Origin of the sequence: Streptomyces sp. P3, assembly GCF_003032475.1 — a bacterium.
Classification (GTDB): Bacteria; Actinomycetota; Actinomycetes; order Streptomycetales; family Streptomycetaceae; genus Streptomyces.
Genome location: NZ_CP028369.1, coordinates 8,118,800 through 8,135,294, shown reverse-complemented (window position 1 = coordinate 8,135,294; position 16,495 = coordinate 8,118,800). Strand labels below are relative to the sequence as shown.

Here is a 16,495-nt window from a genome sequence, read left to right as displayed (position 1 = left end):
CCTGGCCGGTCCCGACAGAGGCGGTCGGTGAGCCGCCGGACCGGAGCCCGGCGCTGTTACCGACCGATGTACCTCTACAGATCGCGGTGACCACAATTGGACTCCGCAAGTTGTGGCTCCACCGCTCCGCCTAAAACACATGCCACCACCTGCTTCTGCATAGCGACCACGATGCGCCACACGGCTCGTGGGTGGTCCGGCGCCATTGCTGGCACCGGAACCATACTCAGGCAAGAGAGGAGCTCCTGACGCGCTGTTGCAGTGGCCAGGCTCGGCGGACCGTCGGGTCCAACTGGTAGAGCTGTTCGTCGTCCTGGGCCAGAACGTCAAGGATGCACAGCACTTCCAGGGCCCGTTGCGGTGCGGGGTGGCAGTCCTGAAGGAGCTCCACCAGGTCGTCCCACGGCAGAGGCTCGTCGAAGGCAACCAGCTCGGTCAGGAGTGTGCCCATGTCAGGGGACGCCGTGAGCCCGAGCCCATCCAGGAGGGCGGTGCCGAGATCACCGGTGGCGACTGCCTCGCTGACGTTCTTGCAGATCGCCGGAACGCGGCGGCCCTGTCGGGCCTGTGCGAGTGCTGCGTCCAGGAGAATCGGCCAGCCCCCGGTGGCCTCCATGAGCCGGTTACGGGCCTCCGTCTCCGCGAAGGGCTCGAGTGCCTCCACGTCCGTGGCCCAACTGCTGATTCCTTCGAGAGTGACCCGGCGCAGCGGGATCAGGGCGTTGTCGGGATCGAACTCGGCCGCGAGCGCCACATGCTCGGCCTTGCAGGCGTCTGCCAGCGCCACAACGGTCCTAGTGACACCGGCCGGCGGCTGAACCGTTTCCACCTGCCGGAGGCTCTCTCTAGCCTTGTCCAGATCTTTCAAACGGCTGAGTTTCACCACCACGATGCGGTGCATGGGGCCGGGCCGGCCCGTACTGAGCAGGTCCTTGTATTGCTGTGGGGATTTGGAAGAGACGATGGGTTCCAGCTTGGAAGGAGCCCTGTTCTGCTGGTCCGCAAGCACGGCCTCGACAGTGTCCAGCCCGGTGGCGGTACTGCCGATGACGATTCGCAGTTCATTTCCCGGAGCGGTGAGGCGGGCGAGCTGCTGTTCGGTGAGCGGGCTGATGCGGCTGTCGGCGGTGATGGGCCGCCTCGCCTGGGCCGCAGTGAGCTTGGTCAGCGGCTTGGAAGTGTCGTGGTTCTCCAGAGCCTCCTCGATTGCATGCTGATTTCCCAGGAGGCGAAGGACGTTGGAAGAGCGCAGTCGCCAGCCCTGCGGGTCGCCGGCCAGGATCCCCAGGCCGGTCATCTCCTCCAGTAGCGCGCGGAACTCGTCGGGGCCCTGGCCGGTGAACCCTTGCGGCCACCATTCGTCGCAGGCCCTGCTCAGCGCCCGGGTGGGCATGCGGTGATCGACGCCGCCCGCGTGTGCTTCGAGGGCCACAACGAGCGCGATGAGCTTGTAGCGAGGATCCAGTTCGAGGGTCAGGTTGATGGTGTTGCGCGTGCGGTCGGTGAGATCCTGCGACCCGATGACCCTTTCGAGGACGGCGTTGTCCACATGCCACGGTGGTGTGCCGGGAGCAGGCGGCGTGCTGACGCGGGTGTTGAGAGAAGCCTGCACGAGCGCCTGTCCGGCAAGCTGAAGCAGTTTGGGGTGGTAGTTGCAGTAGGCAAGGATCCGATGGATGAGCTCGTCAGGGATCCGGATTCCCAGAGCTTCCAGGGGCTGCCGGACGAGTCGGAAGGCCGGTGCCGGCGCCAGCGGTCCGATGACGACGGGCTTGCCAAAGTGGGCGTCGTACAGAGGCTGATTCGGCAGGCCGGAGAAACGCTGCACCTGGTGGAGGCCGGCGAAGACGGGCTTGAACCTGCGGTTGGTGTTGCTCATGAGTTCCCGCAGGCGCGTCGTCTGCGGGAAGTTCTCCTGGGCCTCGGCATCGAAGAAGATGTCGCACTCGTCGAACAGGACGAGGAGCCGGCGGGCAGGGTCGTCGTCGAGCCAGGCAGTGATGGCGGCGGTGACACGGTGTTGCGCGGTGCCACGCCTGGCCTGCCGGACCGGCGGGCCGATGTCCTTGCGGTCGAGTTCACGACCGATCATGTCCCACAGCTCGTCGGTCTTCTGACCGAGCCCGAGCGTGGTGGGCAACGCGATGTAGAGCGCGGCATGACCCGGCGTCGTCTCGAAACGGCGTGCGGCGGCGCGCAGGAGCGCCGACTTGCCGAGCTGGCGTCCTCCATACAACAGCTGGGCGCCTGTCATGGAGGTGATGTCGCTGAGTTCTTGCTGGCGCCCGTAGAACATCTCGCTGGGGACGGACTCATTCGCGTCGGGGCGGTAGGGGTTGGTGGCGGCGAACGGCGCGAGGATGCGCTCCGTCGTGGTGAACCGGTTGCTGGCCTTGGACGCCAAGTAGGCCACGGCTGCGGCGTCCAGGCACAGCATGGGCTTCATGGGCTGTTTGGCCGTCTGTAGAGCGAGTTCACAACGGGAGGCGGCGGGCAGCGTGCCCAGGACGACGACGAGGATGGGCAGAGTGCTGGTGTCCTGGTCAGCCCACGCGGTCAGGGTGGTCACGTCCGACACATCGGGAGTCAGGAGTACGCGCAGTCGGCCGCCCGCCTCGGAGCCGAAGGCCGGGAGCCGGCATCCACCCAGCAGCTGGACATCGGTGAGTTCGATCCACCTCCGGTTAGGGGCGTACGGACCCACCGGGTGTTCGCTGCCGTACTCGATTCCCGCGATGCGCAGTGCGCTGCGGAGCAGATGATTGCCGCTCTTGAGGGTGCGCCAGTTCCTGAGGAGTTGCGCCCAGGCACGCAGCGTCTCCGTAGTGGTATTGCGCTCGCGGGTGCGCAGTTGGGAGAAGTCCAGACCGGCGTGCGTGCCACCACCGTCAACAGCCTCGATGAGCTCCGGTGTGATGCCCTTGGGGAGGCTGTCGGGCACCGAGGGGAAAAACTGTTCGAGGTCGTTCTCCGGTGCCGAGGTGGGCGGGTGTTCTCCGGCGAGCGCGGTGAGCAGGTAGTCCTCCGCCGTCGCCAAGTCCCCTACGTCGACGAGTTGCGTGATTCTCGTCATGACGTCGCTGGGGACGCCTCCCTGCGCGTTGTTGATCTCCTCCTTGGCACGTTGCATGAGGTCGGACCCGGCCCGGTCGGCAAGCCGGGGCATGATGTCTTTGATCGCGCCGATCTGCCGGTCGACAGCGCTGAAGTCGTCGCCTGCCAGGTCGGTTTCAGCGGCCTCGACCCGTGCCGTGACATCGGAGCGGCCCGGTTCGGGAAGGCGACCTTGTCGTGTGGCTGTCGCCACGATGCCGCGGATCTCGTCGATCGACGCGCGTGCCGTGGCCAGCGCATGGCCGCGGGCCTGCTCGACGGCGTCCCGCAGGGAGGTGTCGTCGTCCTCGGACTCGCCTTCGGCCGCTTCCACCGCCGCACGTGCCGCCGCGAAATTGCCAGCGTCCGCCTGGTCACGTGCCGCCTGTGCCCAGGTACGGGTCTGAGCGTGCACGATGTCGTCCAACGTCACCTCGCGCGCCGGTTCCAGCGCCCTGGTCAGCGGGAGACGGGAGCAGCGCAGCAGGTCGGCGTTGAGCGCGCTGCCCGGCGTAGGCTCGGCGCCGGGCAGTGTGGCGCCGTCCAGCAACCGGGTAGTTGTCCGGATGCTGTCCAGGACCGTCTCGGTCACGACGGCACTGAAGGACTCGGAGACGGTGTCCGCATGAGCGCGCAGCTCGGTGTAGGCGTCGTCGGTCTGCGCGCGGACGTCACGGCGGAGATTCGCGAGCACGCTGTTCAGCGAGGGGCTACGGGCAGCGCTGCGGGTGGCCAGCAACCAGGTGTTGACGATGTCGAGCGACTCCGCGGCGTACTGAAGAATGCGGCGCCGAGCAGCGCCCTGCAGTACGGCACTGTTGCGGCGGAGCCGGTTGTCGATGTCCTTGAGTTCTTTGGCCAAAGCGGCAGTAGTGAGTCGGCGCACCTGGGCGGCGACCTGGTCGGCGCGGTCGCGCAGGTCGCCGGCCGCCGTCGCGACCAGTGACCCGATCAGGCCGTCGGCGTCCCACCAGGAGCGGACGATCGCCTCTGCGCGGGGGAAGTGCAGGTGGCGCGGCGCTGCGAGGTGCAGGCGGGCATCCTCCGAAGCCCGGCTGACCTCGGTGTCGGCCTCGGTGATGCTCTCGAAGACGTTGAGGCCGTCTGCTGCGCTGAGTTGACCGCGTGCGGAGGCTGTCCCCACCGCGCGGCACAGCTGCTGAAGGTGTGTCATGCCGGAGCAGTTGGCTGCAAGGGCGTTGACCAGTTCGCCGGCGTTGGGGTCGGCGGTGAGAAGGGCTGCTCGGAGGGCGGCAGCGAGCAGCAACATACGCTCGTCGTGACCGGTCACGCTCGGGTGATCGATTTCCAGGTCGATGCGCTCGCGTACGGCGCCGGCGCACGGGCCCATCTCCGAACGCACGCAGTGCGCCAGTTGAAGGGTCTCCAGCGCCTGCCGGAGGGAGGGACGGCCTGCGGCGTGGGCCGCGTGTCCCGCCAGCGCGAGTTCGCCGGTGGAGATCAGACGCGTGATCAGCGCGATGTCGGCGGGAACAGGCTCTTGTGCCGCCAATTCGGTGACGGACGGTGCCAGTGCTTCGGTCGCCGTGTCCTCCGGCAACGGCGACTCGGTGCGGACGATCGCGGGTGAGGTGACATGAGCGGCTTCGGACGGTGGGGCCGTCTCTGGATCGGGCACCTCGTCGGAAGACTCTGCCGAGGTGGATTCGGGGGCGGGATCAGTAGGTGGCACTTGTGTACTGGGGGGATCGACCGGCGGCTCCTCTGCGTCGCCTGCCGAGCCGTCCTGTGCGGTCACCTTTCCGCGCAGGATCAGTGCGGCGACGCTGCTGACGTCCTGGGGTGCCTCTTTGAGGAGGGCAAAGAGTTCATCGACCGCTGAGTCGTCGTCACCCTCGTGGGCATCCGCCAGCGCGACGAGCAACCGCAGATGCTCCGAATCGGCCGCGGGGGCGTCGAGCAGCCGCAGTGCCTGTTCGCGGACGGACTCCAGGGATGTGCTGCCGGACGGGCCCTTGAGCGCGGCGACACGCAACAACAACGCACGATTTACCGCCTGTTGCGTCTGCTCGGCGGCGGCAGTACGGGCGGCGGCGCACAAGGACCGGACATCGGCCGGATCCGGCGGCACGGCCGCGGAGACCCGGGTACCGAGATCTTCGTGCAACTCGATCGCGGCACTCCGCAGAGCGGTGAGGGCGGCGATGTCGTCGTGGGTGGGCACCCGCTCCGACGTCAGATGGGCGGTGACGCGCGCTGCGGCAGATCGTGCAGAGACGAGCAGCGCATCCAGGTCCTCGGCCCGGGTGCTCCAATCGGCGCGTTCCGGCTCCCCTCCCGCGGACGAATGGTCAGGTGCGAGGCCTGTGTTCGCAGCCTGTGACGGCCCCGTCTCGTCATGGCGACCGTTCTGGGAATTGGGCACGAGAAGGAGCCAGGCTCGCTCCAGGGCGGAGCAGGCGTCGATGGTGTTATGCACATCCTCCTTCGGCCACGCGGGCATGGGGTACCTCTGCAATGCGTGGCGCAGGAGGGCGGTGTGGCCAGGTGAGAAGAAAGGAGCCGAGAAGGCGGCCAGCAACAGCTCCGGACGGGACTCGGAGAACGCGGCGACGGCTTGGTCGAGATGGTGGTCACCACCATGCCACTCATGGTCGTGAAGGGCGCCGGCAAGCGCTCTGATGGTGGGCTGGGAAATGGTGCCCGCAGCCCGCATCTGCGTATCGGCATTGCGTTTGCGCAGTGTGGCAAGACACTGCTCTGCAGCCCGCGAACTGAGCCGGGCGGAGGGCACACGCAGATTCTGGAGCATGGCGATGCGGTCACGGTTGCGTACGCGTTGCAGCAGTTGGAGTAAGGCCGTGGCATCGAGTGCGGCGAGTACGTCCCCGATGGGGTTGCCCAGATGATCGATGGCCTCGCGCAGCTTCTCGGCCAGGTCGGCCGGCGGCTCGGGCAGCTGAGGAGTGTTCGATGTGTGTCGCGTCATGGTGGACCTCAAGTGCATTCGCTCAAGTCATCGTGCCAGGAAGGGGGTTGTTCGGTGCCGCGCCGATGACCGCGGACGAAGGTGTAGCCAGCTGGGAGGGTTATATCGGCGTCCGGACCGAGCATCTCGATGCGCCACCGCGCATAGGCGGCGCGTGCGTGATCGCTTGCCTGCCGCCCCGGGGGGAGCTTACGACGATCAGGTGGTACGTAGTGCGCTTTTACATGATTTCGTAGCACCCGGTGTTCAAGTGCGTCCGTCCGCTGTCGCGTTGTGGGCGCTTTGTCACCCGGCCACCAAATGAACAGGTCCGGTTCCCCCGCTCCCGTCTCGCGCTCCAGCAGCCCTCGGGCGGCCATGTCTTCACAGGTGTGAATCACCGTCCACATGAGCCGGGGCGGCACGGGGCCAGGTCCGAAAAGAGCGGCGCTGAGTCGGTGGCCCCGCATGGAGCGGGCGTCGAACAGGCCCGGTGTGCCGTGGCGGCGCAGTCCCGCGACGACGAGGGAACACAGGCTGTCGACCGCTGGGGCGTACCCGGTGCGCGCTGGCCGCCGAGGAGCCGGGGGCTGCCGCTCCGGCTCTTGCGGTGTGAGGCCGAGGTGGCGTCGTAGGACGCCGATGTCGCAGGCCCAGGAGAACGGGCCGTGGCCGTCGAGATGAAGGGGCTCGTCCAGCGGGGCCGTGATGGCGTGCAGACGACGTCCCCCGCGCGGCACGGTGACGGTGAGTTTGATGCCGGGATAGAACGACCATGGCCAGGCTACGCCGGTCAACCCTGCACCTGTTAGGCCGATTTCCTGTGGTTCTCGGGGGTCCTCCGCATCACCGTCGTGATGTAGTTCGAGGATGAACGGGCCGTCTGGCAAATCCTCCCGGGCGATGGTCGGCAGCGGAAGGGTGCCGTCGTCGATGTGGCGCGGCAGCAGAGAGCAGGTGTAGACGGTGAGGCTGTCGTCGAGATGCTCGACGGCCGGCACGGGTTCGTCAGGTGCGTTCTCCTCCGGCAGGGCTGGTGCCGAAGTGTCCTCCGGCGGGGTGCAGGGCTCCCCTGACGGCTCTTGCCGGACGGGGGCCTGGTCGAGGTCCGGCGGTGTGGCGGGGAGGGAGCCCGTGTGCTCGTGGTGTCCGACACCCAGCGGTACCAGCGGGTCGACGCCGTGGACATACCAAGGGACGGGAGGCTGCTGTGCACGCCAGATGCCGCCTTGTTGCCACAGGTCGTCGATACGCAGGTCGACCTGTGGCGTGGGCTGGGCCGCACGGTCGGCGATCGCGAGGTTGACGACAGCCTGGGAGACCAGCGCGTTCGTACCTTCGGTGAGGTCCCGTGCTCCTGCCGCGTCGGCGGCGGCACATAGCAGAGGCCAGATCGCGGTGTAGCGCGGTGGGCCGGTACGCGCACGGTGGACCCGTTGGGCGACCTCGTCGACCATGGAGCCCGGCAGGCCGACCGTGTCGATCGCGGTCACGGCGTACGGACCCCACGTACGCAGGCCGGGCGAACGGCGGAGCAGGTCGGCGATGGTGTCGAAGCTCGCGGCGAGTGCCTGGTCCAGCAGGTCGGTGTCGTGAGGGTCGTCGATGAGCCCGGCGAGCGGACCGGTGGCCAGCAGGGGACGTGCTTCGGTGAGCAGGTACCTCTGGTAGAACGCCGCGTCGTCGAGCAGCGGGAGGTCAGGCGTCTGGTACAGGGCGGTGGACGTCAGGTGCCCACGTGTGTCGAGGAGTCCGGACCTGCGCAGTCTGGCGGTCTCCTTCAGCTCGATCGCGGAGGGCGGGCCGAACGCGCCGGTGTCCACGACCAGGGTCTCCTCGCGCTCCCAGAGGCCGTCTGGACGAAGGAAGCCGGCGCGGTCGCCCGAACGGGCGGCGGGCATCCAACCGTCGTCGTCACACTCCCGGGACGCGCCGAACTTGCCCACGGCCTCCGCCCACAGCCAGCGTGTTCCGCGCTCAATGCGGATGAACGCGCCGACCGGTACCGCGGACCGGGCCGCGTCCGCGGCGGGACGGACCGCGTGGAAGCACTCCGGATCCAGTAAAGCCGAGTGGTAGGCGCCGAGGGCGAGGTCGAAGCCGAAGTGCAGTGCGTTCCAGGCACAGGCGAGGTGCAGGGCCCCGCCGCGTGCAACCGCGACCTGGCGCAGATAGCGGCTCGTACGTTCCGCGACAGCCGTATCCATCTGATCCGCGCCGAGCAGCAGTTCCGGTACGAACAGCGGTTCGTCGTCGAAGGGCGCCCACGCGGGTGGCTCCGTCAGGGGCAGCATGCTCACACCTCCTGCGGCGAGTGCTCGGCGTAGCGGCGCAGCCGCCACAGGGCCCCGTCCTCTGTGGGCAGTACATGGTCGTCCGCATGGAGGCGTTGGAGGGCCGCGAGTACGTCCGATGAGTGGATGCCGGGATCCACACCGCGCAGTCGGTGGTACAGCAGGCGGGGCCACAGCGGTCTGCGAACACCGTCCTTGCGGGAGAGGTAGGTCTCCTCGCCGCGCAGCACCCGGCGGATCATCGCCCGTGTCAGGCCTCGGTAGTTGTCCCAGAGCAAGGCGTAGATCCACTGGTCGGCCGCGCGCCGGTAGGGTTCGCTGTCACGGTGCACTGCCGGGCGCGGCCGCGGGGTGTTCAAGGCCTGCAGCAGCCGCGGTGTCTTCGCGGCAGAGACGTCGGTGGCCCAGCAGGCCGAGCAACGGGTCGCCGAGGTCGCGCACACGTGCCCGTCGCCACCGAGCGGGCTGCCGGTGAAGTAGACGCTGAACGCCTCGGTCGCGCAGTCGGCGGCGCTGTACCAGTCGCGCAGGTCGGCGAGGTCCTGGCGTGCGCGTTCACGGGCGGCGCGCATGCGGGCGTCGAAGGTGTCCGGCAGAGCCGTGCCGTCGGGTACCCGAACCGCCGTCAGCGTGCGCCGGTTACCGGCCTGGGAGACGTCGACGACGCCCAGGTCGTGCAGGGCCGCGAGCGCGGTCCACGCGGCGGCGGGGTCGGGCACTACCGGACCCGCTGCGCTGTCCTGAAGGAGCGCGTACACATCGGTCACCTGGTGGCTTCCGGGCCTCTGCTCGGCGAGATCGCCGACTACCGCCGCGGCCGGGCCCCATTCGGAGCCGACGGCGCGGAGTGCGCTGGGTATCGGCGTGATCCGCACGCGCTCGGGGAAGTCACCCAAGTCGGTGAGCGCGTCCAGCGAGGCCAGGACGGCAAGCGCGCGTACCACGGAAGTGCGGTATGTATCCCACACGGCCATCTGCTGAGCCTGCTGAGCCGGCAGCAGGCCCGCCTGGAGGTCGGCGGCCATGCAGTCGGCTGCGAGCCGCTCCGGGTCGAGGATCCCGGAGGCACCGGCTCGCAGCACCGACTGGCCCAGTCGGCGCAGTACATCGGGTGACAGGCCCTGGGCTGCCAGCCAGGCCACGGTCCGTAGCCCGCGCCCCGTTCCGAGTGCCATACCGGTCGACGGGGCGTCGACCTCGTTCTGCGCTCGCCCGGCCTGGTCCCGGCCCGCCCGACCGAGCTGCTGGTAGAGCGCCGACAAGTCCGTGGGCGGCGACACCACGAACACACAACGGATGTCGCGGCGGTTAATCCCCAGCCCGAAGGCACTCGTCGCGACGATCAGCAGCGGCGCGAACCCGTCCTCGCCGGGGCCCGGCGCTTCCTTGAACTCCGTGAGCACCGCGGCCTTCTCCGCCTCTGACAGCCTGCCGTGGAAGCGCCTCACGCGCTGGCTGCCCTGGACAGCGAACTCGCGCAGATGGGCGTAGAGCGCCTCGACCTCCTTCACCGTCAGGCAGTAGAAGATCGCATGGTCCTCGCACGCTTCTGCGACCCGCTCGGCGAGACCGGCGACGGCTTGAGGGCCGCCCGACCGCATCGTCCGTCGATAGACCGCCAGTTCGGGCCGGAGCGGTGATGCCTGCACCGTCACCAGAGTCTCATCGCCCGCCGCCGTGCTCTCCAGGCCGAACAGTCCCTCCCGGAGACCGGCTCGAACCTGCCGGTTCGCCGTCGCGGTCACCGCCGTGACCCGCACCCCGAACCGCTCTCGCAACTCGCGGAGCAACACCTCCACGCGGCGGAACCCCGGACGGAAGTCGTCACCCCACTGCACGAACGTGTGCGCCTCGTCTACTGCCACCCGCTCCAGAACACCGGTGCGCGCGGCCTGCCTCAGCAGATCCGCGAAACGTCGATCGGCGAGTCGCTCCGGGGAGACGTACACCAGCTTGATGCCGTGCCGACCGGTCCCGCGGAGTTCCTCAGCGACCTCGGTCTTCCCGCTGCGGCTGTTTGATTCCGCCATGGGACCGACCAGCGCCCGCACCGCGCCGCCAACCGCGGACGACAGCTCCAGTGCCTGGTCCGCCATCAGCGCCACCAACGGCGAGACCACCACGGTCACGCCAGGCAGGACCAGCGCCGGCAGCTGGAAGGTGTACGACTTTCCGAACCCCGTGGGCAGCAGTGCCAGCACATCCCGGTTCTCCCCCACCGCGCGGAACACGGCATGCTGCTCGGGCTTCAACGTCATCGGGCCGTCTTGGAAGCGCAGGTGTCCGGCGACCGCCTCGCAACGCTCGGCCAGCAGGGAAGGGAGCGTCCCGTCCTCGCGGGCACGCACAACTTCCTCGGGACTGAGCCCTGCCTGGCGAATCAGACGCGTGGCAGGCAGCAACGTGTGCTCCTCCAACGCCTGCGGTGTGCACAACTCCTCTGCGCGCGAGGCGTCCAGGCGCCCCTGCTCGGCAAGAAAGCGCCAGATGATCTCCCATCCCTCAGCCATCGTCACGATGTTCCCGCCCGCCGCCTCGCCCGTGAGCGGATCGGCTGTGAGCAGTCCCTGATCCAGCGACTCCAGAAAGACCTGGCGGTAGGCGCGGCGCAGGGCGGTCGTCCCGGCCAGTTTCCGGTCGCTGATCACGACGACACCCCGGTGGTCCACCGAGCGCAGTAGCCGTCCCACGGCCTGGCGCAGGTCCATCGCCGCCAACGGCAGGTAGTACTCACGCGTAGCGGCTGCCTCGGGGTCGGCCACCCCTGCTGCCCTCGCCCGTTCCGCGGCTGCCGCGCGCCGAGCGGCGATGATCGGGTCCGCGAAGGGTGCGAACGGAAGTTTATTGATCCATACCAGGCCCAGCCGCCGTGCGGGGAAGTCGACTCCCTGCCACATGCCGCGCGTGGCGACGCAGAAGCCTCCCAGGTCATGGAACTCCCTGGCCGCTCTCGCGTTGCCCAGCAGCGGCGCCACCGCCAGCGGCAGTGAAGCGCCGTCCACAGCCAGTTGCTCCGACAGTCGCTCCGATACCGCCTCCGCCGCCGCCGTAGACGTCGTCAGCACCAGCGCACCGTGTTCGAAGGCCCCGTGCCGTTCACGAACCACCTCACGCGCGTAGCCCGCCAACTGGTGCGCCACCGTACGGTGGGCGGCCTGCGGATGCTCGGCCCAGCTCGGGAAATCCGCGAGACACAGCAGCCGGGCCTGCCGGGAGGCGTCGAACGGACTCGGCAGCGCGATCCCATCCACCTCACTGCCCAGGCCGAGACGTTGCCGCACGAAGGCCCAGGACCCCGCGACCGTGAGGGTCGCCGACACATAGAGGATGCGGCCGAAGCCACTGCGCACCCGGTGCCACTGCGGATCCCCGCTCAGTTCGATCGGTGCGGAGGAGACCGAGAAGGGGTAGCGGCGCGCCGTCACCGCGGCGGTCACCTCGCCGCCCTCGCTCGCGAAGACCACTCGATTCGCCAGACCTGTTCTCGCCGTCAGCCCGGGCAGAACCTGTTGCAGCGGCTCGTCCACCAAGTCTTGCGTGCTCTCCGAGGGCTCCTCGTCCCACTCCGGTTCGTCGTCTCCGTCATCACCAGCCGCCTCGTCCGTGGTGTCCACCGGGTCCGGGGACGTCCCCAGCACAGCGCGAGCGTCGGCCACCACCGTCGCGGCCTCCTGCGCCAGCATCCCTACACGCGCGATGAGCAGTGCGGCACGTTCGCGTTCCCACCACGGCGCCTGCAGTACCTCCGGCAGCCGCGTCAGCCGCGCGAACTCCCGGCCCGCTGCCTGAGCCCAGCCGCCCAGCTGCTCAAGGCGCCCCAGCAGCTGACGTGCCCCGGCCACCGTGATGAGCCCCCCGTACGGACTCGCCAAAGTCGCGACGCGCCGTCCCGGTTCGCCTCCCACCGCGTCGAAGACCCCCTGCGCCGCACGGGGCATCGCCTCGGTCTCCAGCAGCCGTTGCCCTTCGCGCAGCAGCCTCGCGAACTCCGAGACATCGGCGCGTTGGAACTCCCGGGCCCACCGCTCCGTGTCGGCGAAAAGGTTCTCCACCACGCGGATGTCGACCTGCGCCGTCGACGCCACGGTTACCGCCTGCTCCAACGCGTGTGCCTCATCGGCCACCAGCAGGGTCGAACGGTCGAAGGCACCGGCATGCGCCTGCAACAACGCATGGTTCGCGATCACAAGTCGATGCCCGGCCACGGCCTCGCCCACCGAGTCCGTCCACGGCGCGAGCGGCGAACCCGAACCAGGCCGGTAGTCCTCCGCCTCCTGGCTCACACTCGCCAGCCACAGCGCCAACATCCCGCCGGACAAGGCCTGCACGTACTCCACCAGGAACGCCGGCAGATCCTGTACGTCCACACTGCGCGCCGACCACACCTGCGCCCGCCCCCGCGCAGTCGCCAAGCGACGTACGAACCACACCAGCACTTCACGGAAGATCACGTCGCCGACGAAGCGAATACGGCCCGCCCGACGCCCGCCAGCCGCCTCGGCCGCATCCACGAGCGCGGCCACCAGCGCCCGTAACGACACGCGATTGCGCCGGCCCTTCACCACATCAGCGAGCGACTCCAACCCCGGCGTCACCCGAGACAGGGCCATCACATCACCCGCCAACTGCCCCTGCAGCTGGCGGGTGAAGGTCGAGATCACCACCCGTCGGCCAGGGTCGGCCGCCAACCAGTCCAGAGCCGCCGCCAGCACGGCCAGACTCTTGCCGGTCCCCGTCGGAGCCTCGCACAACCCGTCCCGCCCGGCGTCGACCTGTGCGCCGAGCCACCGTGCCATCTCCTGCTGCGCCGGCCGCCACTCCACCTCCCTGCCCGCCGCGACGGCCACAGCGAGCCGGTGCGGGTCCACCCGACCGCCAGGACCCAGGAGTTGAGCCGGAAGCGTGAGAGCGGCCAGGCCCGGACTCTCTCGGTCCGGCGCGCGGACCGGCTCGCCCCACTCGTGCAGTGCAACCGCCAGCAACTCGGCGACGCTCTCGTCGTCCACGCCCCCGACCGGCTTCCGGTCCGTCAGCGACGCCACCAGCTCCCACGCGGCGGATCCCGTCCCGACGGACGCCACCAGCCGCCACCACGGTTCCGACCAGCCGGCCACGACCTCCACCGCCGCCCCCACGACCAGTGCGGTCACCCGGGCATCCACGAGAGCGTCATGCAGCCGCCCGGCCTGCGTCGCAACTCCTCCCGACGCGGCCACATCAGCGAGCCGGTAGGAGTCCAGCCACGGCCACACCGCCTGTGCCAGGTACAGCGCGTCCACCCGCAGCACACCATCGACCACGGGGAGCCCTGCCCGAGAGCACTCCTCGTCGAGCCAGCCGAAGTCCGCGGCCGTGCCGTTGTACGCCACCAGCGCGTCGGCGTCCCCGAGCCACTCCCGAAAGGCGCCCAACACATCCTCGGCTGCCCGGACTTCCTCCCGATACCGGGCCAGGGCCTGATCGCCGCGGATCAGCTCCTCCCATTCCGGATCGGGCAGACGCAGCCATGCCTCGAACTCCGGTGCCTCGTCCACCCATCCGGCATCGGCGGACAGCCGCACCGCACCGAGCTGGTAGATCCGCCGCTCCCCACCGGAATGCTGGGCACTGGGCCGGACCGCGGCCTCGACATCCAGCACCACCGCTCGTAACACGCCTGGTCTGCGCCCGTCCCCCTCTTCCGAGTCCGTGATGTCGGCCACCACACATGCCTCGACGACCCCATCACTTGTCCTTACAAGCCCCAGGCTCTCGGCGTCGCGGACCAGTTGAGCCAGACGTCGGCGACTCACCCCGGGCCAGAACTCGCGGGCAACGCGCAGCAGGGTGTCAGAGTCCATGGCACCGTGCTCTCTCAGCAGCTCGGCCAACCGGCGAATCAACGCGTCCGACACCCGGCGTCTCCCTAGCCTTGACCGAGAGTTAAGTCGATCACATTTATCCCAGGTCGACCAGCGATTCGCCCATCTTCCCGACTTGGTTCGGATGCGACCTCCCCCAGATGCGGGGTGCGCTCAGCAGGCTCCTCGGGCACCACCATGAGGTCGCCTGCACAGACCTCCGCGCTGCTCGCCACCGCTGACGGACCCGCGGTTGCCGACCTTGCACAACGACTCTTCTGAAGCCTAAAACCCTGGGACCCTTCTCACTGACCAGCCATCGGCCACGAACATCCCACAAGCACGGGGTGAAGGTCGCGATGTTGTCCCGTTCGTCCGGCTGAGGCCCCCGCAGGGAGGGAGCAGCCGACACCGTCCGGATGGTCGTTCGCCAGCACGGGAACACCCCTTGAGGAGCACATCAGTTCCCGATGTCGTCTCGCGAGTCGGGAACAGCCCCGCCAGCGCGGGGAGCAGCGGTGCATCGGCGTCACGGTGATCGTGCGCTCGGGAACGACCCCGCGAGCGGGGGGGAGCCCCTCGCACGTGCCCGTAATGAGTGGGACCGTGCGCTCTCTCGGCTGCCACAGGGATGGTCCCGCCCATGCCGGTTGCCGAAGGTATCGCGGTGCTCACCGGTGTGACGGCAGCCGGCTTTTGAGTCCGCCGTTCGACCCAACGGTGAGGTTCGCTTCCTCGACGCTCTTCGGCCGCCGACGACGTCCGGAAGCCCGCTCCTGGACCGAACAATGGCTTTGCTACGCCCCCTTCGGTGACTACCAGCGGCAGCTGCGTCGGTGAACGACGCGTATGGAGAAGGCCGAGAGGCGGCTTCGGGTCACTCGTCCTTGACCAAGATCCGGGCCATACGCGGACCATAAAGTCACCCGCCCACCGGTACCGCACCGTCACCGCAGGTCAGCGAGGGTATTGCTCATGTACCACCAAGAGACGAAGAATCTGCTGGTGAGCTACTCGCCGAAGAAGCCCGGTTTCTTCTAGGCACCGAAAATGGGCGCCTGAACTGGGCAGATGCCCGTCAGGCGCCCATCTGTCGATGCACCCGCACTACGAGCCGAAATTCGGCCTCACTCCCGATTCCTTTCGCCGGTATCCCACCTCTGACCAGCTGTTCCGGGGCGTGTCCGGGCCAAGCCCTGGCCAAGGCGCCTGTGGACGCATCCTCGTGCCCGTCCCACCGCCGCATGGAAACGGTTCGCGTGGTGACGTGCTTCGGCGAGGAACGTGGCGTGGCGGCGGAAGAGAACCTGGATGCTCTGCCCCGCTCTTGGCGCGCACTCGGCCGGGTCGACCCCGGACGCCAGCCGGAACGGGATGCCTGCGTGGCGCAGTTCGTATGGCCGTGGCGCCAGTTCATGGGCAAGCCCGTACCGAGCGAGCGCTCCCGTGCTCGCGCCATTGATTGCGGCCGTCACGTCGGCGGCCCTGACCGACGGCGTGGCTCGGCTCCAAGCCGGTGGCAGCCGACAGCCGCGGGTTTCGCTGTCGGCGGGCGCCGAGCGGCGACCCGGGCCGGGCCCCGGACGTCGTGTGCACCGCTCACCGCGCCGACAGCCGCGCCGTCCGTGTTGAGGAGCGAGCCCGCGGCAGATCAGTCGTCGTCCCCGGCGCCGCCCGACGCCGTCTTGGAGAAGCCGTCGTGCCACGCGGCCTTCGCCCCCGAGTCGCCGATGCGGTAGACGTCCACGACGGCTCCGGCGGCCACGACGAGCGACAGGACCGCGGCCGCTATGCGCACCGGCGCGGCGGACAGGCGTGTGCTGCGCCGAGAGGTTCCGGACTCGGCGGTGCGGCGGGCCGCCCACCAGACGACGACCGCCAGAACGAACAGGCCCCCGGCCCAGGGGAGCAGGCCGTCGCCGAGCTCAGCATGCCGGCGCACCAGCGCGTTGCTGTCGACGTGTTCCTCCAGCCACTCCCCGGCCTCCGTGGCAAGCGGTACGCTCGCCAGCGTCACCAGGGCGAGCAGCGGCAGCACGATGCCCATCCGCTGTGCCGCCTTCGGCCAGAACGCGCAGACCGCGAGTGCCAGCGCGGTCAGGGGAACCAGCACGACGACGAAATGCACGAGCAGGACGTGCGCGGGCAGGCCGTTGACCAGGCTCATTGGAAAGCTCCTCCAGCAGGTTGACAGACCGTCTGTTGATCAGGCGCGTCAGCCTGGCACAGGAAGTTCTCAGCTTCTTCTGAGCTCCCTCCCGATCGATTTTCGGCAGTCGGTGATGTCGTGGCGTACCCGGATGCCGGACAGCGGTTCGCCCATCGGTTCGGCCCGATCT

Annotated in this window: 4 protein-coding genes; all 4 read right to left on the bottom strand. The window is 68.9% G+C overall.

Annotation, left to right across the window (positions count from 1 at the left end; genetic code table 11):
• Positions 1 to 226: 226 nt before the first annotated feature.
• The 4 genes from C6376_RS35865 to C6376_RS35845 all read right to left on the bottom strand — a co-directional run bounded on the left by C6376_RS35865 (position 227) and on the right by C6376_RS35845 (position 16,323).
• A complete protein-coding gene (locus C6376_RS35865; RefSeq protein WP_107447222.1) occupies positions 227 to 6,043 on the bottom strand; it encodes a hypothetical protein in 5,817 nt (1,938 codons plus the stop codon).
• An 8-nt stretch (positions 6,044 to 6,051) separates the two neighbouring features.
• Positions 6,052 to 8,316: a hypothetical protein gene (locus C6376_RS35860; protein WP_107447221.1), complete on the bottom strand. Its 2,265-nt coding sequence runs from the start codon at positions 8,314 to 8,316 to the stop codon at positions 6,052 to 6,054.
• A 2-nt stretch (positions 8,317 to 8,318) separates the two neighbouring features.
• Entirely contained in the window at positions 8,319 to 14,156 is a 5,838-nt protein-coding gene (locus tag C6376_RS46265; protein WP_107449383.1) for a DEAD/DEAH box helicase, read from the bottom strand.
• A gap of 1,651 nt (positions 14,157 to 15,807) precedes the next feature.
• Positions 15,808 to 16,323: a DUF2231 domain-containing protein gene (locus tag C6376_RS35845; protein WP_107447220.1), complete on the bottom strand. Its 516-nt coding sequence runs from the start codon at positions 16,321 to 16,323 to the stop codon at positions 15,808 to 15,810.
• Positions 16,324 to 16,495 lie beyond the last annotated feature (172 nt).